Below are 21,171 nucleotides of genomic sequence, written 5' to 3'. Positions count from 1 at the left end.
GCAGCGGCTGTCGTCCGTTTTGCTTTTGTCGGCATCCCTCGCCGGCGGGTTCATGATGATTATTGTCGCCTCAAGGCGCGGTTTTTCAGGCTTCTCCACAGAAAGACCGGGATAAAAATCCCGGTCTTTTTCCGCTGGTTTTTGCTGTCGCCGCGCGTTGTCCGGCGTTTTTTCGCACAGGTTGCGCGATTGTTATTTATGCAATGTTTATGCCAAGGCGTTCGCTGCTGTCAGTAAAGATGATGTGCAGTCAAACTGCTCAGGGCTGGTAACGCGCGACGGTGGCTTTGCCGGCGCGGTTGCTGTCCGCCGCTTGGTCGTTTTCGCAGACGTCCTTGCAGCCGCAGGCGCGTTCGACGCCGACCGCGCCGAGGCCGCCGCAGCTACCCTTGATCGGTTTGCGGCCAAAGATGACGCCGATGGCCATTGCCGCCCCGACCAGCATCAGCATGATGAAGACGATGATGAATGTTGTCATGGTTTTTCCTCCTGTACTGCCGCGCGGAAGGCACGGCTGCGCTCGATGATGAAGGGTTGTTTGTCGTCGCCGGCGAGGATGAGTTCGGCGGCAAGGCCGTAGCGGTCGGCAAATTCCAGCGCTTTTTCGTCACCGAGTACCATCAGCGCGGTGGCGTAGCCGTCGGCGGTCATGCAGTCCGGTGCCAGCACGGTGGCGGAGAGCAGGCGCGAGCTGTGCGAGCGGCCATCGCGCGGGTCAACGATGTGGTAGGCCATTTCGCCGCCGCGCTCGGCGTACTGGCGGTAGTTGCCGGAGGTCGCCATCGCCGGCAGTTTTTCGTTCATGGCGATGATGTTTTCCACGCCCTCGCCTGTCGCCAACCCCTGTTCGGGGCGTTCGATGCCAACCCGCCACGGCGCGCCGTATTTGCTGCCGCTGGCGCGCACTTCGCCGCCGATTTCGACGATGAAGTTCGTATATCCGGCATCAAGCAGGGTTTCGGCGACGACGTCCACGCCGTAGCCTTTGGCGATGGAGGAGAGGTCGATGAAGACTTGCGGGTCGCTTTTGGCAAGGCCTGCATCGGTCAGTTGCAGTTTGCCGTAGCCGACGTGTTGCAAGGCTTCGGCGATTTCGCTGTCTGCGGGTTTATCCTGCCGTTTAATCGGGCCGAAGCCCCAGAGGTTCACCAGCGGGCCGACGGTGATGTCGTACACGCCGTCGCTTTGTACGCTGATTTCCAGCGCTTTACCGATGACGCGGCGCATTCCGTCGCTGACCGGCTGCGGCGTGGTCGCCGTGCTGTGGTTGAAGCGCATCAGTTCGGACTGGTCGCGATAAGTGGACATACTGTCGTTCACCGCTTCCAGTGCCACGTCAATGCGCCGCTGCAATGCGGCCTGGGCGGGTGCGTCCAGCGGGGCGGCGAGGCGGACGTGCCAAAACGTCCCCATCGTTTCGCCGGAAAGCTGGCTGATGACGCTGTTTGCTTTGTTGTCGCCGCAGGAGACAAGCAAAAGCGCTGTTGCCATCAGCAACAGCGCCCGGAGTGATGCGGTGATGTATCGCACCTTAGCCTCCAAAGTTATCCAAGAGGATGTTGTCGTCTTCCACGCCGAGGTTGTGCAGCATATCGATGACGGATTTGGTCATCATCGGCGGCCCGCACATATAGTATTCGCAGTCTTCCGGCGCGGGGTGGTTCTTCAGGTAGTTTTCATAAACCACGTTGTGAATGAAGCCGGTGTAGCCCGTCCAGTTGTCTTCCGGCAGCGCGTCGGAGAGGGCAACGTGCCAACTGAAGTTCGGAAATTCTTCGGCGAGTTTGTCGAAGTCTTCCTGATAGAAGATTTCCCGCTTGGAGCGCGCGCCGTACCAGAAGGTGATTTTCCGCTTGCTGTGCAGACGTTTGAGCTGGTCGAAGATGTGCGAGCGCATCGGTGCCATCCCCGCACCACCGCCGATGAAGACCATTTCGGCGTCGGTGTCTTTGGCGAAAAATTCGCCGAAGGGGCCGGAGATGGTGACTTTGTCGCCCGGTTTGAGGTTGAAGATGTAGCTGGACATGATGCCCGGCTTGGCTTCGGGGATTTTCGGCGGCGGCGTGGCGATACGGACGTTAAGCATGATGATGCCTTTTTCTTCCGGGTAGTTCGCCATCGAGTAGGCGCGCATCGTCGGTTTGTCGTTGTGCGCCTCGATTTTGAACAGGCCGTATTTTTCCCAGTCTTCGCGGTATTCGGGGGCGATGTCGAAGTCGCTGTATTTGATGTCATACGGCGGGCATTCGATTTGGATGTAGCCGCCTGCGCGGAATGGCACGGATTCGCCATCCGGGATTTTCAGCTTCAGCTCTTTGATGAAGGTCGCCTTGTTGTCGTTGGAAATGACGGTGCATTCCCATTTCTTCACGCCAAAGACGGATTCATCGACTTCCACTTTCATGTTGCTTTTGACCGCGACCTGACAGGAGAGGCGCTCGCCTTCGCGCGCTTCGCGCTTGCTGATGTGGTTTAACTCGACCGGCAGGATTTCGCCACCGCCTTCATGCACTTTGACGGTGCATTGACCGCAGCTACCACCGCCACCGCAGGCGGAGGAAACGTAGATGCCGTTTTCGGCCAGCACGTTGAGCAGTTTGCCGCCCATCGGCACTTCCAGTTCACGCTCATCATTGACCAGTATTTTGACGTTACCTTGCGGCACCAGGTATTTGCGTGCCAGCAGGATAATCGCTGACAGCAGCAATACCAGACCGGTAAAAAACAGCACGCCATAGAATATTTCCATTGTTTTTCCCCTTACAACTGTACGCCGGAAAAGGACATGAACCCCAGCGCCATCAGTCCGGCGGTAATGAAGGTTATGCCCAGTCCTTCCAGCCCTTTCGGCACGTCGGCATAGCGCAGTTTTTCGCGCACACCCGCCATAGCGATGATGGCCAGTGCCCAACCGGCACCGCTACCCACGCCATAAACGACGGATTCACCGAAGTCGTAGTTCCGCTCGACCATGAAGAGCGAGCCTGCAAGGATGGCGCAGTTCACGGTAATCAGCGGCAGGAAGATACCCAGCGCTGAGTAGAGCGAGGGGACGTATTTGTCGAGGAACATCTCCAGGATTTGCACAACCGCTGCAATGACGCCGATATAGGCGATGAGACCGAGGAAGCTGATGTCCACTTCCAGTCCCAGCGATTGCCACAGCACGGCGTTTTCTTTGAGCAGATAGGTGTAGAGCAGGTTGTTGAGCGGTACGGTCAGGGTTTGCACGACGATAACCGCCGTGCCCAGTCCGGCAGCGGTGGAGATTTTTTTTGAGACCGCAAGGAAGGTGCACATCCCCAGGAAGAAGGAGAGTGCCATGTTTTCGATGAAAATCGATTTAACAAACAGGCTGATGTAGTGTTCCATTGCCGTGCTCCTTTAGTGGCTTGCGCCAACGATGATGGGCTTGGCCGCAGCCGCCTCAACGTAATCGCGCGCTTCGTTTTGTTCCGGCTTCCAGGTGCGCAGCGCCCAAATGAGCAGGCCGATAACGAAGAAGGCGCTCGGCGGCAGCACCATCAAACCGTTCGGCACATACCAGCCGCCGTTATCCGCAATGGGGAGAATGGTAATGTCAAACCAAGTACCCTTGCCGAAGATTTCACGGATGGTGCCGACGGTGAGGAGCATCGCGCTGTAACCGAGGCCGTTACCAATACCGTCAAGGAAGCTCGGCACCGGCGGGTTAGACATCGCATAGGCTTCCAGCCGCCCCATGACGATGCAGTTGGTGAGAATCAAGCTGACGTACACGGAAAGCTGTTTGGAGAGTTCAAAGGCAAAGGCTTTCAGCAACTGGTCAACCACGATAACCGCCGAGGCGGCAACCGCCATCTGCACGATGATGCGGATGCTGCTGGGAATATTATTGCGGATCATGCTGACGAACAGGTTGGAGAAGGCGGTTACAAAGGTAAGGCCAAGGCTCATCAGAAACGCCGTCTTCATGCTCCCGGTTACTGCCAGCGCGGAACAGATGCCGAGTACCTGCAAGCCGATCGGGTTGTTGGCAAATATCGGCCCCAGGATGATTTCTTTATAGTCGTAGGTTTTTTCGCTCATGATTTATTGCTCCGTTTTTTGCCCGTTCTGCCCGATGGCAGCCTGCGATGCCTCGCGCAGGTCAGCAAGGCTGATTTCGCCGTTACGGATGTGATCGACCAGCGGCTTATATCCCTGCTCGCCCAGCCAAAAGTTCATCAGGTGTTCGACACCGTTGCTGGTCAGCGTCGCCCCGGCGATGGCATCCACCTGGTTTTTCGCCGACGGGTTGCGCACTTTTACCAGATCGACCTGCGGCGCGCCGCTGTCATCATAGGGGATGATGCCCGCCCACTTTGCCTGCCATTCCGGCTCGGTGATGCGCGCACCCAGTCCGGGCGTTTCCGCGTGCTGGTAGAAGGTAATGCCGGTGATTTCCGGTTGTTTTTCCTTGAAAGACAAGGCTGTGAAACCGTACATGGTGGACCACAGGCCATAACCCTGAATGGGCAGAATCAGGCGCGAGATGTGATCGCCATCAGCGACAACATAGGCAACGCCTTCTTTGGCGATGCGCTTGATACTCGCCGGATCATCCGTCAGCGCATGTCCTTCGCTATCGCTACGCGCAGCGTTGTACATGTCGTAGGTCAGCGGGTTCTTGTCGCTCACCGGCTTGCCGGTGGAGAGGTCAATCACCAGCGGGATGATTTTCTCGAATTTGTCGTTAATTTCCTGCGTGGACAGTTTCTCTTCTGCTCCGGCCAAGCCGGCAGCACGCAGGATATTGACTTTTTTCTCGTTATCAGCATTTTGCTTCTGGAAACCACGCAGGGAGACGGCCGCGGTAGAAACCAGCAGCGAGCAGAGCAGACATACGATGGTCGCGAACTTCAGGACGCTCAAAGCAGATTGTTTCTTCTCAGACATGGGTTCTCACCTTGCGACGTTTGGCATTCGCACTCATCACAAAATAATCAATGATATGGGCAAAGATGTTGGCAAAGAGGATGGCCAGCATGATGCCTTCCGGGAAGGCGGGGTTGACGACGCGGATAAGGATGGTCATCACGCCGACTAGCGCGCCGAAGATATAGCGCCCGGTATTGGTTACCGAAGCCGTCACCGGGTCAGTTGCCATGAAGAAGGTCCCGAAGGCGAAACCGCCGAGGACGAAGTGCCACCAGAACGGCATCGCAAACATATGGTTGGTTTCGCTACCGATGAGGTTGAACATCAGCGAGGTAACCGTCGCCCCGGCAAGTACGCCGACGACGATGCGCCAAGAAGCAACGCCCGCCCAGAGGATGATGGCGCCACCGATGAGAATGGCGAGCGTCGAGACTTCGCCGATAGAGCCAGGAATGTTGCCGATAAAGGCATCCCACCAACTCCAATGCGCGCGCACAGCGTCCATACCGCCTGCGGCGGCTTGGCTCAGCGCGGTCGCGCCAGAATAACCATCTACCGCAACCCAAACGCGGTCGCCGGAAATTTGCGCCGGATAGGCAAAGTACAAGAAAGCGCGCGCAGCGAGGGCGGGGTTCACGAAATTGCGTCCGGTGCCACCAAAAACTTCCTTGCCCAGCACCACACCAAAGCTGATGCCAATAGCGACTTGCCACAGCGGAATCGTTGGCGGCAAGGTCAGAGAGAAAAGGATGGAGGTGACGAAGAAGCCTTCGCTTACTTCATGCTTGCGCACAATGCAGAAAAGGATTTCCCAAGCGATACCAACCGCGAAGGTAACGATATAGATGGGCAGGTGCAGTTTCGCGCCAAACCAGAGATTGGCAATCAGGCCGGGATCGGCGATTCCCTGCGCTTTCGCCGCTTGCACGCCGACGAAATACCAGCCCGCAAACATTGCCGGGAAAACAGCCATCCAGACCAGAATCATTACCCGCTTTAGGTCGATAACATCGCGCACGTGCGACGGACGCGCGGTGACAAAGCGGGGGGAGTAAACAAAGGTCGCCGTTGCTTCGTAGAGGGGGAACAGTTTTTCCAGTTTCCCGCCCTTCTCGAACAGCGGCGCGATTTTTTCAAAAAAGTGTTGTTTCGCCATATCAGCCTTCCTGTTCAATCAGGGTGAGATTTTCGCGCAGGATTGCCCCAAAATCGTGTTTGCCGGGGCAAACGAAGGACATCAGCGCCAAATCTTCTTCATCCAGTTCCAATGCGCCGAGACGGATAGCCGTATCGGTATCCTTGACAATCAAGGCCTTGACCAAAAGCGTCGGCAGGATGTCCAGCGGCATCACCTGCTCATATACGCCGATCGGCACAATCGGACGCGGTGAACCGCGCAGGGAGGTATTGAACTGAAACGGACCTTTAAGGAATTTGCCAATATAGGCGTTGGTTTTGGAGAACCAACCGACACCGGGACGCATGAATCCGAGAAAATAGGATTCGCGCCCTTCCGGCAGCACGGTTACTTGTTGGTCATAAGCGCCGAGGTAGGCGGTATCTTCATGCACCTGGCGACCGGAAAGCGCGGAACCGGAAATAATCCGCTGTTCGCCCGGTTGCAGGTTATCTTCCAGCAAATCGGCCATCGCCGTGCCGCGCAGCGCGCGTACAATGCGCGGTTTCTTGACGCCAGGTCCAGCGACCGCAATCAGGCGTTCGTTATCAAGAATACCGCTGCGGAAGAATTTGCCAATCGCCAGCAGGTCTTGCACATTGAGATGCCATGCGACCTTGTTCGCACCGACCGGGTCAATAAAGTGAATATGGGTGCCAACCAGTCCGGCAGGATGCACGCCACCAAAGCGGTGAATTTCCAGACGGTTCAGATAATGGGTCGGAACGAAAGTTTCCTGGCGGCAGCATAAATGAACTTGCCCGCCGGAAAGTGTCTGCATAATGGCAAGCCCCACGAGTAAATCTTCATCACGTCCCTGCATCGCCAATGCCGGATCCATTGCCAGCGGATTGGTATCCATGGCATTGACAAAAATGGCGTGCGGGATAGCGTCAATAGGTGGAATCTTGCTAAAGGGACGGGTGCGGAATGATGCCCACAATCCGCTATTGACCAATCGTTTGACAATTTCTTCGCGCGAGAGTTTTTCTGCAACATCATCGCCGAAAGATTCAAAAACAACCGGTTCTTTGGATTCGGGACGAATAATAACGGAAAGCAGGCGCCGTTTTTCCCCGCGCACGATTTTTTCTACAACACCGGATACGGGCGCGCAAATCAAAACGCCGGGATTTTTTTTGTCTTCAAAGAGCGGCTGTCCCAAAATCACTTTGTCGCCTTCTGCTACCAACATGGTAGGTTTCAGGCCATTGTAATCCTCCCCGAGGATGGCAACCGGATGATTGGGGATAATGTCATGAATGGCGGCGTCGGTAATGGCGCCAGAGATGGGAAGGTCTAAACCTTTCTTGATTGAGATCATGCTAACAATACCTTACCTCAGACTGTGTCTTTATTTTTATTGGTGCCGACGGCGAGACTCGAACTCGCACAGCTTACGCCACTACCCCCTCAAGATAGCGTGTCTACCAATTCCACCACGTCGGCTGTCTTCTTTATTCTTGCGACCTGTCCGGCTTATTACCGGGCAGGTGCGGGAACATCGGTATTTGAAGCAGGGCGCGCATTATCTACACCAACTGGCGGGATGTCAAGCGCACTTTCCTGCTTTTGTGTTTCCAGTTGGGTATTGTTCAAAATATTGCTATCGCCGTGATTAGCGACTTCTTTGTTTTGTAAATACCCCAACAGCAGCGCCCCCACAAAGAAGACCGCTGCCAAAAAACGCGTGGTTTTATACAGGAATGAGCCTGCGCCACGCGCACCAAATACGGTGCTGGAAGCACCGCCACTGAGTGCGCCCATACCGCCGTTGCTTTTCGGCTGTTGCAGCAAAATGAGGGCGCAGAGCGCGAGGGATGCGATAAAGAAGATAACCTGAACAAGGGTTATGGTCATGCCATGGCTCCAATGATTTTGTCGAAGGTGTCCGCTTGCAGCGAGGCGCCGCCGACGAGGAAGCCGTCAATATCCGCCCCGGCAAAAAGCTCGGCTGCGTTATCGGGCTTGACGGAACCGCCGTAGAGGATGCGGACTTTGTCAGCAACGCCTGATGCTTTTTCTTGCAGCAATGCACGGATTTTGCCGTGGACTTCTTGTGCGTAAGCAGCGGTTGCCGCTTTGCCGGTGCCGATTGCCCAAACAGGTTCGTAAGCGATGACGGTATCCGCGTCCACCAATCCCGCTTCCAGTACCGGTTTCATTTGTCGCAATACGGCAGCGTCGCATTGTCCGGCATCGTATTCTTGCAGGGATTCGCCGATGCAGTAAATGACTTTTATCTCCTGCGCCTTTAATTGTTTCCATTTTTCGATCAGCAGCACTTCGGTTTCGCCGTGATCGGTGCGGCGTTCGGAGTGGCCGATGATGGCGTAACTGGCGCCCGCTTCTTTCAGCATCGCGGCGGAGATTTCGCCGGTGTGTGCGCCGGATGCGTGCGCACTGACGTCTTCACCCGCCAGGATTTCCAGCCCCAGTTCGTGTGCCTTGCTGATGTAAATTGCAGGCAAGCCAAAGATTTTTTCAACGTTTCCTTGCGGCCAGGCGTGTTTGGCAAAGGCTTCAACCAGGGCGAAGTCGCCGTTCATTTTCCAGTTTGCCGCAGCAATCGGTTTACGCATTGTTATTCCTCCCGGGATATGACCGCTGCCAGTTCTTCAACGATGGCGTGCAGTCGCGCTTCGTCATGACCTTCCGCCATTACGCGGATTTTCGGTTCGGTACCGGACGGACGAAGCAAAATGCGTCCGGCATCTCCCAGTTTTTCGGTCGCCTGTTGCAGCGCCTGCTGCACGGCGGGTTTGTTGACGACGCTTTTGTCCGCGACTTCAACGTTCTTCATGATTTGTACCGCCATATGCAGGTCGGCGACGAGTTGATGCAGCGGTTGTTCCATTTCCAGCATTGCCGCCAGCACCTGCAACGCGGCGATGATGCCGTCACCGGTAGAGTTGCGGTCAAGGCAGATGATATGCCCGGAGTTTTCGCCGCCCACGCGCGCGTCAATTTCCTGCATACATTCGAGCACATAGCGGTCGCCAACGTCGGTGCGGTGCAGGACGATGCCCATGTTGTTCAGTGCCCGCTCCAAGCCGAGGTTGGTCATTTTCGTGCCGACGATGTTGTTCAGTTGTTCGCCTTTGAAGGCGCGGTATTTGGCGATAATGTAGAGGATGGCATCGCCGTCGCGCAGTCGCCCGTTGCGGTCAACCATCACCACGCGGTCGCCATCGCCGTCGAAAGCGATACCGGCATCAGCCTGCTCGTCGCGCACGCGACGCTGCAAGGATTCCGGCGCGGTTGAACCTGCGCCCGCGTTGATGTTGCAGCCGTTCGGCTCAGCGTTCATGACGATGACTTGCGCGCCCAGTTCGCGAAAAACTTCCGGCGCTATCGGGTAAGTCGCGCCGTTGGCGCAGTCCACCACGATTTTCAGGCGCTCGAACGGCAGCCCGAGCATGACCGCGTTTTTGCAGAATTCGATGTAACGGCCGCGCGCTTCGGGGATGCGGTACAGTTTGCCCAGTTGCGCCGATTCGACGACTTTCATCGGCAGTTCGAGGTAGCGCTCGATTTCCTGTTCGGCGGCGTCGGGCAGTTTGATGCCGCCGCGCGCGAATACTTTGATGCCGTTGTCGCTATAGACGTTATGCGAGGCGCTGACGACGATTCCCGCGGCCGCATGGAAGGTGCGGGTGAAGTACGCGATACCGGGGGTTGGCATGACGCCGAGCAGGTGGGCGTCCATGCCCGCGGCGGAAAGTCCGGCGGCGATGGCATTTTCCAGCATGTAACCGGAGATGCGCGTGTCTTTGCCGATGATGACTTTATCGCCGGCAAAGCCGCTGTCGCTCAGCATTTTGCCGATGGCCCAACCGAGATGCATGACGAAATCGGGCGTCATTGGCGCTACGCCAACTTTGCCCCGCACGCCGTCCGTGCCGAAATATTTCCGCCCTGTCTCGCTCATGAATGTTCGTCTCCGTTACTGCCCGCGCGCAGCCAAGCGTAGCCCGCCAGGCTGGCAATGATTGATGCTGCAAGAATGGCAATTTTAGCATTATTCAGCAATAAATCCTCGCCTTTGAACGCGAGCTCGGAAATAAAAATGGACATGGTGAAGCCGATGCCGGCGAGTATTCCCATGCCGCAAACGTGGCGGAAATTCACGCCTGTGGGCAGTTTGCCGATACCGAGGCGCACACTCAGCCAGACGGCGCCGAAGACGCCGACGAACTTGCCAATCAGCAGCCCCAGGGCGACGCCAATCGACACCGGATGCGACACCAGACTGCCGATGGACGCGGCGTTAATCGTCACGCCCGCATTGAAGAAGGCAAACAGCGGGATGATGAGGAAATACACCGGGTCATGCAGGCTGTGCTCCAGCCGTTGCAGCGGCGCCTGCGCCTGATTGATGCCGTAGTTCAGCGTGTGCAGCACGCCGACCAGTCGTTCCGATTCCAGAAAATCATGTTCGCGGCGGCGGTAAATATCGAACTTGTCCAAGAGCTTGCGCGCTTCGCGGCTGAATTCCTCCGGGTTATACAGGGTGCGCACTGGTGTGGCCAACGCGCCCAGCACTCCGGCGATGGTCGCGTGCACGCCGGAAAACAGCATCAGCGTCCACATCACCAGCGCGATGGTCAAATACGGCCAGGGCTTGCGCACGCCAAAGCGGTTCAGCGCCAGTTGCAGCGCGAAACAGCCGAGCGCGGCGAGAAGCGGCCCCACCTGAATCGTCTCCGTATAAAAAAGCGCAATCACCACCACCGCGCCGAGGTCATCGACGATGGCGAGCGCCACCAAAATCGTCACCAGTCCCGCCGGAATACGGTCGCCGAGCAGAATCAGCACGGCAATGGCAAAGGCGATATCGGTCGCCATCGGAATACCCCAGCCGGCGCTGCCCGCGCCACCAGCGTTAATCGCGCTATAAACCAGCGCCGGGGCGATCATGCCGCCGATGGCGGCGATAATCGGCAACGCCGCCTGACTGAGCGACGACAACTCGCCGACCATCACCTCGTGCTTGATTTCCAGCCCGACCAGATAAAAAAACAGCGCCATCAGGCCGTCATTGACCCAATGATGCAGCGACATCTCCAGCCGCCATTCGCCAAAACTGACCGCAACCGGCTGATGCAACAAATGAAAATAGGCGTCGCGCCACGGCGAATTGGCGATGGCGAGCGCCGCCAGCGTACAGACAATGAGCAAAATCCCGCTGGCAGAACTGTTGCGGGTAAACGCCTCCACCGGCGTTAACAACTTGCCGAACAGCCGCTCCCACGAATTGGCGTCCTCGCGGTTATACGCCTTGCGTTGAAAAAATCTGGACATAACCCCCTCCCGACAAAATAAAGCCAATCATACAACCCGCCCGACATCGCGGCAAACCCGCGCACACATATATAATGCGCCGCCCTACCCTGCAAACAAGGAACACCCCATGACCCTGCAACAAACCATCGAAAACGCCTTTGAGCGCCGCGCCGACATCACCCCTGCCAACGCCGAACCCGCGCTGCTTGCTGCCATCAACGAAGCGCTGGACGCGCTGGAGCGCGGCACCATGCGCGTCGCCGAACCGACCGGGAGCGGCTGGCACGTCAACGAATGGCTGAAAAAAGCGGTACTGCTCTCCTTCCGCGTCCACGACAACGTCCCCGTCGAACACGGCTACACCCGCTACTTTGACAAAGTCGAAAGCCGCTTCGCCCACCACGACGCCGCCCGCTTCCAGCAAGAAGGCGTGCGCGTCGTCCCGCCCGCCGTCGCGCGCCGTGGCAGCTACCTTGGCCGTGGCGTGGTGCTGATGCCGTCCTACGTCAACATCGGCGCCTACGTCGATGAAGGCACGATGGTCGATACCTGGGTCACGGTCGGCTCCTGCGCGCAAATCGGCAAAAACGTCCACCTCTCTGGCGGCGTCGGCATTGGCGGCGTACTGGAACCGCTGCAAGCCAGCCCGACCATCATCGAAGACAACTGCTTCATCGGCGCGCGCTCCGAAATCGTCGAAGGCGTCGTCGTCGAAAAAGGCTCGGTCATCTCGATGGGCGTATTTATCGGCCAATCCACCAAAATCTACAACCGCATGACCGGTGAAATCACCTATGGCCGCGTCCCCGCAGGCTCGGTGGTCGTCCCCGGCAACCTGCCCGCCGCCGACGGCAGCCACAGCCTCTACTGCGTCATCATCATCAAACAGGTCGATGAAAAAACGCGCAGCAAAACCGGCATCAACGAACTGCTGCGCAGCTAACCGCTCTGCCCTTCCAACCCCCGCCACGGCGGGGTTTTTTACCCCGGAAATATGCGATGACACGTTATTGTTGCTGCATAAGACGGTGGCAGATTCATGCCGGTAGATGGGTATAATTTCACTGGTTTCAGCGCTATTTACAATCCGGAATAACATCTCCAAGTTTCATCAAACCGAGCCATTTTGCCGCATCACCAAATAGCAATGATGCGCCAAAACAAGACATCCAATTTACGTATAGACAACAAAAAATATCTATGAAAATAAATATGGATATAATTATTATAGGCATGAGTATTTTTCTACTACTCGGCCTGGCGGGTATTGGCAGACAACGATTGCGACGACCGCAAAAAAATAAAAATGCACAAGAACAAAAACCGCATGACTTCAAAAAAGAAAAAGCAGAAGAGAACTTGCGCATTGCCCGAAAAAACCGCTACCAGAAAAAAACGGTTTGCAATGCCAACGAGCAGGCCGCCTATGCCGCCGCATGGGATGTAGTGCGGGCGCGACAGCGCAAGGAGCGAGTATTGCCACAAGTCTCCCTGGGCGAAATTATCATACACCCGAATGGACGCATTCATGCGGCGATTAACAGCAAGCGGGTGGATTTGCTGGTGACGGACGCACAATTCAATCCGCTGGTTGTGATAGAAATAGATGGCAGCGGCCATTATTTGTCGGATTACAGTCGCATCAATGATGAAACCAAAACGTTGGCATTGCGCTCGGCAGGCATTCCGCTATTGCGCATTGCTGCCAAACATGACAATCATGCGGAAATCCGGCGCATGGTGCGCAAAGGACTGGAGCAGTTTTTCGCCGGGCAAAAATAAATGGCGGGGATATAAAAAGCGCATTCTGTAAAAATTATAATGCAACCCTGCCGCCGTAATTTTTTGCGGATGAAATGCGCAGGCTGGCCGACCTTTAATTCGGCTCACTTTTCCCCTGCCGGACGGTTATATTTCCCGCCCCGTTCAACCTATATCACAGAAACCAACATGACCTCATTGCAAAAAATATCTACCCCGCTGTTTCTCCTGTTCGCCGCTACCGGCGCATGGGCCTGTTATGACCCCGCAGGTTCGGGGCAATGTGGTCCATACGGCATTGGACCACGCAATCCTGACGGATACGGCTACAACACCTACATTGAACCCGCGCCGATGTACATCCCGCCACCGCCGCCCATACGCGAAAGTCGCTATGGCGCGGTTGCCGTTTATGCCAATCCCAAGGACTTATGGGACAGCAAAACCATGTTTGCTTCCGTCCGCGGTATTCATTCAAAGGAAAGCGCCAGACAGATGGCGCAGCAGACGTGCAACCGCAAGAGCGGCCACTCATGCCGAATCGAGTTTGACTATGCCGACCAATGCGTCAGCGTGGCGATGGGTGATGTTACCGAAGGCTTAATGCTGTTTTACGGCCTTTCCGGGCAACCGGGTCAGGCACCGCTGGATGCGATGCAGAAATGCCTCGCCGCCCAAGGCAAAGATTGCGAGTTTGTCGTGCAGGAAGAATGCTCCCTGCCCGAATAACACCGGCACAACGCGAAGGTCATGCGCCGGTCATCCATGACCGGCATGGAAACTACGATGCGGCATCGGCGTTTTCCACCTGAATCCGTTTGCCGATGTCGCGGATTTTGGAGATTTCTTCCAACAGACGCGGTGCATCGTCAATACTGATGGCAAATGACCAGAGATAACTGACCCCCGCATAAAGATGCCCGGCATTGGCGTTGCCGCGCAGGGTCATCACGGAAAAGCTGACGGCAAACAGGAACATCAGCGCAATGCCAATCACCGCATAGCCTACCGCCTCGCGGTTCGATATAGCAATGCGCATTTCCGCCAACAATTGATGGTGCTGCTCCAGCTCGCGGTCACCGGAATGTTCGATGATATGCACATCACGCTCCAGCCGGTTATTGAGACGGAAATACAAGCGGTCATTGACGCGCGAATAACGCGGTATCAGCAGCATAAAAAACAGCAGCACGAAAAAGCTGGCCAGCCCTGTCCAAAATTCGATAAAGAGCAGCATCAAAACCGCGCCAACCATGGAAATTAAAGAAGTCACCAAAGTTGGCAAATGCATTTCAAAGAAATCGACCAGCTCGCGCGACAACGCCGCGCGTGCGGAAATGGTGGAAACCGCCTCGCCATCCCGGCGCTGTTGCAGAATGACCGGCACCACCATCTCCGCATAAATGCGGCTAAAGGCACGGGTATCGACCGCCCGCCGCACCGAACCGACCGTCCAGATAACCAGAACTACCGCGGCATAACTCAGCGCTTTCCCCAGATTGCCTTCCAGCACGCCATTGATGGCAATGCCGCCGAATACGGGATAGGTCAAAAGCAGCAGGTTTTCCGCCAGAACCAGGGTGAATGTGCCAATCAGGCGCGCCTTGTTGTTGCGGGCGATTTGTTTGAGATTGTGCCAGGCGTTCACAGCGGTTTCCATCATGAATATTTGGGCTATAGCGTCTAATAAATGCTACAAGCCTTAATGATACAAGGCTTTGAGTGGTGTCAGAACCTTATACAATCAAGGCCAATCAAAAAGAGTGGACGGCGCAACGGTCAGCAACGCTATAAATGCCAGAACTGCAGCAGGCAATTTGATGGCGGAGCCTCCCCAAACTGAGGAATTTTGGGCATCCTGTGGTGCAGGAGTTCGCCATGCAGTACGGACAGCAGCAAAATCATCCAACACCACCGTCAGGGAATGAACCTTACCCGCAACCCGAAAAAGCCAACATTATCATGGCACCGCATATTTTGGGACGCCATGATGTTGATGAACAGTACCGCTATTTCTTGCTGGTTATGTGTCGCATACATCCCGGCACTTCACCAGAAAAAGAAAAAAGCCCTGAACAAGCAGGGCTTAATAAAGAAGAATACTGGTAGGCACGATTGGACTCGAACCAACGACCCCCACCATGTCAAGGTGGTGCTCTAACCAACTGAGCTACGCGCCTGAAGTGGGGGCGCATTATAGGCATTTTTTTGCCGAGTGCAAGCGGTTTGTAGTGCGCCTGAAAATTCACCTGCACGGCGATGCTACACGCGCTTGACTATTGAATTATTACGGGTCTGCCAGTATAATCCGCCGCCTTTGAAAACAGACAGGTCTCCTGTTTGTGCATGAAATTTTTGGAGAACAATATGTTTGCAGTTATTGAAACTGGCGGTAAACAGTACAAAGTCAAGCCCGGCCAGCGCCTGAAAGTGGAGACTTTGCCGGGCGAAGCGGGCGACAGCATCGCTTTTGACAAAGTGTTGCTGATTGCAACCAGCGAAAGCGACGTTGCCGTGGGCGCACCTTACCTGGAAGGCAAAACGGTCAGCGCGACCATCGCCGAACACGGTCGCCACAAGAAAATCAAGATTATCAAGTTCCGCCGTCGCAAGCACCATATGAAACGTATGGGGCACCGTCAAAACTACACCGAAGTCGTGATTGACGCGATTGACGGCCAGAAATAAGGAGTCAGAAACATGGCACACAAAAAAGCAGGCGGTTCCAGCCGCAACGGACGCGATTCCAAGTCCAAACGTCTCGGCATCAAACGCTACGGCGGTCAGGTCGTCAGCGCCGGTTCCATCCTCGTGCGTCAGCGCGGTACCCCGTTCAATGCCGGTGAAAACGTCGGTGTTGGCCGTGACCACACCCTATTCGCCACTGCCGACGGCAAAGTCGTTTTCAGCGTTCGTGGCGCAGAGAAACGCCGCTATGTGAGCGTGGTTGCGGAAGCCTGATTGCTGGCCGCAACGCGAAAAGCCCTGCATTGTGCAGGGCTTTTTTGTTGTCACCACCACAGGCCGTACAATACGGCATCATTCTCGCCGCACCGATGCGGAACAGGCAAAACTTACAGGAACAACCTCATGAAATTCGTAGATGAAGCACAAATTTACGTCCGCGCGGGCAAGGGCGGCAACGGCATCGTCAGTTTCCGCCGTGAAAAATATGTGCCGTTTGGCGGGCCGGATGGCGGCGACGGCGGCGACGGCGGCAGCGTTTACCTCGTCGCGCAGGAAGGCATCAACACCCTCGCCGATTTTCGCTTTAACCGCAGTTTTCAGGCGGCGAACGGCAGGCCGGGCGAAGGGCGCAACAAGCGCGGCAGCAGCGGTGAAGACTTGCTCGTGCCGGTACCGGTTGGCACGCAGGTTTTTGTCGATGACACCGATGAACTCATCGGCGACCTCACCGCCGACGGGCAACGGTTGCTGGTGGCACAGGGCGGCTTTCACGGCCTCGGCAACACCCGCTACAAAAGCTCGACCAACCGCGCGCCGCGCCAATGCAAACCCGGCACGGAAGGCGAGGAACGCTATCTGCGTCTTGAGCTGAAACTGCTCGCCGATGTCGGCCTGCTCGGTATGCCGAACGCGGGCAAATCGACGCTCATCAGCCGTGTTTCCGCCGCCCGCCCGAAAATCGCCGATTACCCTTTCACCACGCTGCACCCCAATCTCGGCGTGGTGCGCGTCGGTATGCTGCAAAGTTTCGTCATGGCAGACATCCCCGGTCTGATTGAAGGCGCGGCGGAGGGCGCGGGGCTGGGGCATCAATTCCTGCGCCATCTGGCGCGCACCCGCCTGCTGCTGCATATGCTGGACTGTTCGCCGATGAGCGACTCGCAAGACCCGGTGCGCGATTTCGAGCAGGTCAGCGCCGAGCTGGAGAAATACGACGCCGTTTTCGCCGACAAGCCGCGCTGGTTGGTGCTGAACAAGATGGACACGCTCACCCCGGAAGAAGGTGAGGCACGCGCGCGGGAAATCGTCGCCGCCCTCGGCTGGCAGGGGCCGGTGTACCGCATTTCGGCGGAAACCGGGTTGCATACCGAACAGCTCTGCCGCGACATCATGCAGGCGCTGGAGCAGATGGACGACGAGGCGGATTTTGCCGCGCCGCAAATGCCTGACGAGGCACACTAAATCCTTGCCGCTTTCCCGAAAACCATGCCATTACCGACCATCCAGTTTCGCTACCGCCCGGCAAAAAATAAATTGCAGGACGTTGTGTTTGGCGAGATTTTCTGTCTGTTTTTATGGTACGTGCTACTTTTCAAGCGCAGTGGTTTTTATAATTGGTCAGACTATGCGTTGTGGGCGGTTGCCATTGGCGGCACGGCAACTTTATCCATTTGTCTTTTCAATTATTGTCGTGGCGGCAGAATCATTACCCTGATGGATAAAGCAATCATCATTCCGGCGAGCTATTACTTGAGTTTTCGGCGCCGTTTTACCGTTGATTACGGCGAAATTGCCCACATCACAGAGCAATATTGCGAGAGACATGGAACGCCCGGCATTTTTATCACGGCGCATGATGCAGGAAAGCGCTATCTTACGGAAAAAACTTATATTATCAGCTCCAACGGCTTCGCCGATATGCGGCAATACCGGAATCTTGTTGCCGAGCTGCGAAAGCGCGTTGATGCCGCACGTTTTTAACCCTTCACCCGGAGAATATTCCCATGAACCAGCCCGTTCTTTATTTCAGTGACCTTTGCCCGGATACGCCGCCATTTGTTGCCGCACTCGCCGCACGCAATATGGATTACGAAGCGGTGAACATTACCGCCAGCATGAAGAATCTGAAGCGCTTTCTGGCGCTGCGCGACAGTCGCAGCGAATTTGAATCACGCAAGGCTCAGGGCGCGATTGGCATTCCCGTTTTGCAACTGCCCAATGGCACGCTGATTTTTGACAGCACGGATGTGCCTTCATTCCCCTGACTTGCACCGCTCACATTCATCATTCCCCATTCCCGTTCAGGAAAAAACCATGACACAAACGCTCACTCCCGGCGGCAATGCACCGCTTGACGCCAATGACATTTCCATCCATATCAACAGCGGCGCGGATATTGACGTCGCTGCCTACCGCCTCGCCGCCAATGGCAAAGTGCGCGGCGATGGCGACATGATTTTCTACGGCCAACAACAAAGCGACGACGGCAGCGTGCGCCGCAGCGGCAACGACCGCAGCAGCACCTTCGCCATTGACCTCGCGCGCCAGCCTGCCGCCATTGAACGCATCGCCATTGCCTATTCCGCGGGCCAACCGACCGCACGCCTCGGCAGCGTCAGCCTGCGCGTCGCCGCCGGTGGGCAAACACTCATCACCTGCCCGCTGGACCTCGGCGGCCGCAGCGAAACCGCGCTCATCCTCGGCGAATGCTACCGCCGCAATGGCGCGTGGAAATTCCGCTTCGTCGCGCAGGGCTACAACGGCGGCCTGAAACCACTCTCCGAACACTTTGGCGTGGACATCGCCGACGACGCCCCGCCGCCCGCGCCCAAACCTGCCCCGGCCAGCGGCGGCGTCAATCTCAGCAAAATCACCCTCGACAAGCGCAACCCCGGTGTCAGCCTCGCCAAACAGGCGGATTACGGCGCGATTCGCATCAACCTCAACTGGAACCAGAACAGCGCGCCGCAAAAAGGCGGCCTGTTCGGCGGACTTTTCAACAAAAACAAGGGAGTTGACCTCGACCTCGGCGCCTTCGTCCGCCTGCAAAATGGCGACCGCGACTGCGTGCAAGCGCTGGGCAACCGCTTCGGCGACCTGCAACGCGCGCCGTTCGTCCATCTGCGCGGCGACGACCGCACCGGCGCGGTCAGCGAAGGCGAATGGCTGGACGTCAACGGTTCGCGCTGGCCGGACATCGCCGAAATCCTCGTCTTCGCCTTCATCTACGACGGCGTGCCGAACTGGGAAGCCACCGACGGCGTCGTCACCCTGCACGTCCAGGGACAACAAATCGAAACGCGCCTGACCGAAGGCAACCCGCGCCACGGAATGTGTGCCATCGCCCGCCTCATCAACGACGGCGGCAGCATCCGCGTGGAGCGCATCAACCGCTACTTCCCCAGCCACCGCGAGATGGATCAGGCCTTCGGCTGGGGCTTCCGCTGGACGGCGGGGCGCAAATGAGCGCGCAGCCCCTCGTCCCCGGTGCCAACACCGCCCTTGCCGCCAGCAGCATCACCCTGCGGATTGACAGCGGCATCGACACTGACAGCGCCGTCTGGCGGCTTGCCGCCAACGGCAAAGTGCGCGGCGACGGCGACATGATTTTTTACAACCAGCCGACGAGCGACGACGGCAGCGTTCACTACCTCGGCGCACACCGCTACCGCCTTGACCTCGCGCGCCAACCGGAAGACATCCAATACATCACCATCGCCTGCACCGCCAACCTGCCGCTGGCGCAATACCGCCAACTGGCACTCTACGTTGACGACGGCGACCGCGTCCTGCATTGCCCGGTCGCGCTGGACGAGCGTCGCGAAACCGCACTCATCCTCGGCGTCTGCTACCGCCGCGACGGCATCTGGAAATTCCGCTTCGTTGCCCAGGGCTTTCACGGCGGCTTGCGGCCACTATGCGAACACTTTGGCATTGAAGTCGCCGACGATACCCCCGCCGAGACCACTGCACCCACCACAAAACAGCCAGAACGCCGCCAACCGCCACCTGCCGCCAAATCACCAGACGACAAGCCGGCGAAACCCCAAAAAGCACCCCCGCAAAACCCGCTGCACGGCACGGACTGGAGCGAAAGCAACCGCCTCGCCAGCGTAGAACAACACCAGCCGTTGGCCGACTGGCTCGCCGCCAAAAACATCAGCCCGCAGTTCAACCACGCGGCGGTGGATATGCGCGGCTACTATGACGAAGCCGCCGCCCTGCTCGGCAAACATTACCCGCTGCTCAAAGAACTGCTCGGCCAAATGAACTGGGCCTACCGCCACCGCCACCACGGCATCAAACACGACCTGAAAAAATACCCGCCCGCCGACGCGCAGCGCCTGCAAAACCTTTGCCGCACGCTTTACCAAAACACCCTGCTCGCCCGCTGCCACTACCACAAAGGCGACAAAAGCCTGCACATCCAGCTCCAGCAAGCACAACCCGTGCGCCAATTCTTCGGCGGCGGCTGGCTCGAATGGTTTGCCCTCGGCGAGCTGCTACAGCTTGCGGCAAAACGTGGCGCGGACTACCGCTTCTCCTGCGCGCGCAACATAACCATCACCACGGGCGCAGACGAAAAACACGAACTGGACGTGATGTACCTGCCACTTGATAAAACCCCGCTCGTCATCGAATGCAAAAGCGGCGAATACCGGGGCGCGCTCGACAAACACCTCACCCTGTGCAAACGCCTCGGCCTGCCCGCGAGCCATTACCTCATCCTCGCCACCGACCTCGACACCGCGCAAGCCAAAGCGCTGGGCGCGATGTACCCGCTGACCTTCGTCACCCCGCACACCCTGCGCGCGCACTGCCAGCCGTTGCTCTAAAGCCACGCCATGACCCGCATCAACCTCGTCCCGCCGCAGGAGCTCTGCGACCAGCACCTGCTCGCCGAACACCGCGAGCTGACGCGCATCCCCAACGCGGTCGCCCGTGGTCGCTACCATCTGCGCGGCCAGCCCGCCGATTACAAACTGGGCGAAGGGCACGTCCGTTTCTTTTTCGACAAACTCGCCTTCCTCCAGCGCCGCTATCAGATGCTGCACGAAGAATGCCGCGCCCGCGGCTTCAACGTGCAAAACATCTGGCCGCAAGACCTGCCCACCGACCCGGCGCTGTGGCAGGATTACCAGCCGACCGCCATCGCGCTTGCGACAAACCGCGCCCGCATCGCCGAACGGATGCCGAAAACACCGCGCTTCACCCCGCCAGGCGCAATATAGCCATCCACCGAAAGCCTCATACTGTGTTGCGTCGCCTCGCCGTACAACCGCGTACTGTCTTCGGCGACGCGCCTTGTCTGAAACTTTCGGTGGATGGCTATAAAAAGCCGGGCATCATGCCCGGCCAAA

At 57.2% G+C, this 21,171-nt stretch carries 26 protein-coding genes and 2 tRNA genes; 13 read left to right on the top strand and 15 right to left on the bottom strand.

Annotated features, from left to right (window positions below; genetic code table 11):
* Positions 1–259 precede the first annotated feature (259 nt).
* The 13 genes from nqrM to nhaA all read right to left on the bottom strand — a co-directional run bounded on the left by nqrM (position 260) and on the right by nhaA (position 11,380).
* On the bottom strand, positions 260–478 hold the full coding sequence (nqrM, locus tag ACO54Z_RS00635) for a (Na+)-NQR maturation NqrM (RefSeq protein WP_298080837.1): 219 nt from the start codon (positions 476–478) through the stop codon (positions 260–262).
* Positions 475–1,530 (bottom strand): FAD:protein FMN transferase, encoded by a 1,056-nt coding sequence (locus ACO54Z_RS00630; protein WP_485995276.1) that lies wholly within the window; start codon positions 1,528–1,530, stop codon positions 475–477. Before ACO54Z_RS00630 ends, nqrM begins: the two co-directional genes overlap by 4 nt.
* A 1-nt stretch (position 1,531) precedes the next feature.
* Positions 1,532–2,749, bottom strand: coding sequence for an NADH:ubiquinone reductase (Na(+)-transporting) subunit F (gene nqrF / locus ACO54Z_RS00625; protein ID WP_485995275.1), 1,218 nt, complete (start codon positions 2,747–2,749; stop codon positions 1,532–1,534).
* Positions 2,750–2,760: 11 nt separating this feature from the next.
* Positions 2,761–3,372 (bottom strand): NADH:ubiquinone reductase (Na(+)-transporting) subunit E, encoded by a 612-nt coding sequence (gene nqrE, locus ACO54Z_RS00620; RefSeq protein WP_298080841.1) that lies wholly within the window; start codon positions 3,370–3,372, stop codon positions 2,761–2,763.
* A 12-nt stretch (positions 3,373–3,384) separates the two neighbouring features.
* The gene (locus ACO54Z_RS00615; protein WP_298080843.1) at positions 3,385–4,068 is read right to left on the bottom strand and encodes an NADH:ubiquinone reductase (Na(+)-transporting) subunit D; all 684 of its coding nucleotides are present in this window, start codon (positions 4,066–4,068) and stop codon (positions 3,385–3,387) included.
* 3 nt (positions 4,069–4,071) lie between these two features.
* Complete coding sequence (locus ACO54Z_RS00610) at positions 4,072–4,917, bottom strand: Na(+)-translocating NADH-quinone reductase subunit C (protein ID WP_485995274.1); 846 nt, start codon at positions 4,915–4,917, stop codon at positions 4,072–4,074.
* A complete protein-coding gene (locus ACO54Z_RS00605) occupies positions 4,910–6,055 on the bottom strand; it encodes an NADH:ubiquinone reductase (Na(+)-transporting) subunit B (protein ID WP_485995273.1) in 1,146 nt (381 codons plus the stop codon). Before ACO54Z_RS00605 ends, ACO54Z_RS00610 begins: the two co-directional genes overlap by 8 nt.
* Before the next feature lies 1 nt (position 6,056).
* Positions 6,057–7,400, bottom strand: a complete 1,344-nt coding sequence (locus ACO54Z_RS00600) for a Na(+)-translocating NADH-quinone reductase subunit A (protein WP_485995272.1) — start codon at positions 7,398–7,400, stop codon at positions 6,057–6,059.
* Positions 7,401–7,440: 40 nt separating this feature from the next.
* A tRNA-Leu gene (locus ACO54Z_RS00595) sits at positions 7,441–7,525 on the bottom strand.
* Between the two features lie 33 nt (positions 7,526–7,558).
* Positions 7,559–7,936 carry a preprotein translocase subunit SecG gene (gene secG, locus ACO54Z_RS00590; protein WP_485995271.1) on the bottom strand — a complete coding sequence of 126 codons (378 nt, stop codon included), beginning with the start codon at positions 7,934–7,936 and terminating at the stop codon, positions 7,559–7,561.
* The gene (gene tpiA / locus ACO54Z_RS00585) at positions 7,933–8,658 is read right to left on the bottom strand and encodes a triose-phosphate isomerase (protein ID WP_485995270.1); all 726 of its coding nucleotides are present in this window, start codon (positions 8,656–8,658) and stop codon (positions 7,933–7,935) included. The genes secG and tpiA overlap by 4 nt, the downstream gene beginning before the upstream one ends.
* Positions 8,659–8,660: 2 nt before the next feature.
* Positions 8,661–10,007, bottom strand: coding sequence for a phosphoglucosamine mutase (gene glmM / locus ACO54Z_RS00580; RefSeq protein ID WP_485995269.1), 1,347 nt, complete (start codon positions 10,005–10,007; stop codon positions 8,661–8,663).
* A complete protein-coding gene (gene nhaA / locus ACO54Z_RS00575; RefSeq protein WP_485995268.1) occupies positions 10,004–11,380 on the bottom strand; it encodes a Na+/H+ antiporter NhaA in 1,377 nt (458 codons plus the stop codon). Before nhaA ends, glmM begins: the two co-directional genes overlap by 4 nt.
* Before the next feature lie 109 nt (positions 11,381–11,489).
* Here nhaA and dapD point away from each other — a divergent pair, with 109 nt between their 5' ends.
* From dapD to ACO54Z_RS00560, 3 genes are all read left to right on the top strand, one after another.
* A complete protein-coding gene (dapD, locus tag ACO54Z_RS00570; protein WP_485995267.1) occupies positions 11,490–12,305 on the top strand; it encodes a 2,3,4,5-tetrahydropyridine-2,6-dicarboxylate N-succinyltransferase in 816 nt (271 codons plus the stop codon).
* 269 nt (positions 12,306–12,574) lie between these two features.
* A complete protein-coding gene (locus ACO54Z_RS00565; RefSeq protein WP_485995266.1) occupies positions 12,575–13,144 on the top strand; it encodes a DUF2726 domain-containing protein in 570 nt (189 codons plus the stop codon).
* A 168-nt stretch (positions 13,145–13,312) separates the two neighbouring features.
* Positions 13,313–13,852 (top strand): DUF4189 domain-containing protein, encoded by a 540-nt coding sequence (locus ACO54Z_RS00560; RefSeq protein WP_485995265.1) that lies wholly within the window; start codon positions 13,313–13,315, stop codon positions 13,850–13,852.
* 52 nt (positions 13,853–13,904) lie between these two features.
* Here the strand turns inward: ACO54Z_RS00560 and ACO54Z_RS00555 are convergent, their stop codons facing one another.
* Positions 13,905–14,783, bottom strand: coding sequence for an ABC transporter six-transmembrane domain-containing protein (locus tag ACO54Z_RS00555; protein ID WP_485995278.1), 879 nt, complete (start codon positions 14,781–14,783; stop codon positions 13,905–13,907).
* A 30-nt stretch (positions 14,784–14,813) separates the two neighbouring features.
* Here ACO54Z_RS00555 and ACO54Z_RS00550 point away from each other — a divergent pair, with 30 nt between their 5' ends.
* Both ACO54Z_RS00550 and ACO54Z_RS00545 read left to right on the top strand, forming a co-directional pair.
* On the top strand, positions 14,814–14,966 hold the full coding sequence (locus tag ACO54Z_RS00550) for an IS1/IS1595 family N-terminal zinc-binding domain-containing protein (protein WP_485995264.1): 153 nt from the start codon (positions 14,814–14,816) through the stop codon (positions 14,964–14,966).
* A 35-nt stretch (positions 14,967–15,001) separates the two neighbouring features.
* Positions 15,002–15,232, top strand: a complete 231-nt coding sequence (locus ACO54Z_RS00545; RefSeq protein WP_485995263.1) for a hypothetical protein — start codon at positions 15,002–15,004, stop codon at positions 15,230–15,232.
* Here the strand turns inward: ACO54Z_RS00545 and ACO54Z_RS00540 are convergent.
* Positions 15,227–15,303, bottom strand: a tRNA-Val gene (locus ACO54Z_RS00540). The two genes, ACO54Z_RS00545 and ACO54Z_RS00540, sit on opposite strands and share 6 nt — an antisense overlap.
* Positions 15,304–15,490: 187 nt before the next feature.
* Here ACO54Z_RS00540 and rplU point away from each other — a divergent pair.
* The 8 genes from rplU (at position 15,491) to ACO54Z_RS00500 (ending at position 21,042) form a co-directional block, all read left to right on the top strand.
* Positions 15,491–15,811, top strand: a complete 321-nt coding sequence (gene rplU / locus ACO54Z_RS00535) for a 50S ribosomal protein L21 (protein ID WP_298080865.1) — start codon at positions 15,491–15,493, stop codon at positions 15,809–15,811.
* A 12-nt stretch (positions 15,812–15,823) separates the two neighbouring features.
* Entirely contained in the window at positions 15,824–16,084 is a 261-nt protein-coding gene (rpmA, locus tag ACO54Z_RS00530; RefSeq protein WP_298080866.1) for a 50S ribosomal protein L27, read from the top strand.
* A gap of 129 nt (positions 16,085–16,213) precedes the next feature.
* On the top strand, positions 16,214–17,272 hold the full coding sequence (gene cgtA / locus ACO54Z_RS00525) for an Obg family GTPase CgtA (protein ID WP_298080868.1): 1,059 nt from the start codon (positions 16,214–16,216) through the stop codon (positions 17,270–17,272).
* Positions 17,273–17,296: 24 nt separating this feature from the next.
* Complete coding sequence (locus ACO54Z_RS00520) at positions 17,297–17,791, top strand: hypothetical protein (protein WP_485995262.1); 495 nt, start codon at positions 17,297–17,299, stop codon at positions 17,789–17,791.
* 23 nt (positions 17,792–17,814) lie between these two features.
* Complete coding sequence (locus tag ACO54Z_RS00515; protein WP_485995261.1) at positions 17,815–18,075, top strand: hypothetical protein; 261 nt, start codon at positions 17,815–17,817, stop codon at positions 18,073–18,075.
* Positions 18,076–18,124: 49 nt separating this feature from the next.
* Positions 18,125–19,276 (top strand): TerD family protein, encoded by a 1,152-nt coding sequence (locus ACO54Z_RS00510; RefSeq protein ID WP_485995260.1) that lies wholly within the window; start codon positions 18,125–18,127, stop codon positions 19,274–19,276.
* Positions 19,273–20,646 carry a TerD family protein gene (locus ACO54Z_RS00505; protein WP_485995259.1) on the top strand — a complete coding sequence of 458 codons (1,374 nt, stop codon included), beginning with the start codon at positions 19,273–19,275 and terminating at the stop codon, positions 20,644–20,646. The genes ACO54Z_RS00510 and ACO54Z_RS00505 overlap by 4 nt, the downstream gene beginning before the upstream one ends.
* Positions 20,647–20,655: 9 nt before the next feature.
* Positions 20,656–21,042, top strand: coding sequence for a pyrimidine dimer DNA glycosylase/endonuclease V (locus tag ACO54Z_RS00500; RefSeq protein WP_485995258.1), 387 nt, complete (start codon positions 20,656–20,658; stop codon positions 21,040–21,042).
* Positions 21,043–21,171 lie beyond the last annotated feature (129 nt).

It is taken from the genome of Cardiobacterium sp. (assembly GCF_057314735.1).
Note: the sequence above shows the minus strand (reverse complement) of the source record. Positions and strands in the feature narration are given on the sequence as shown.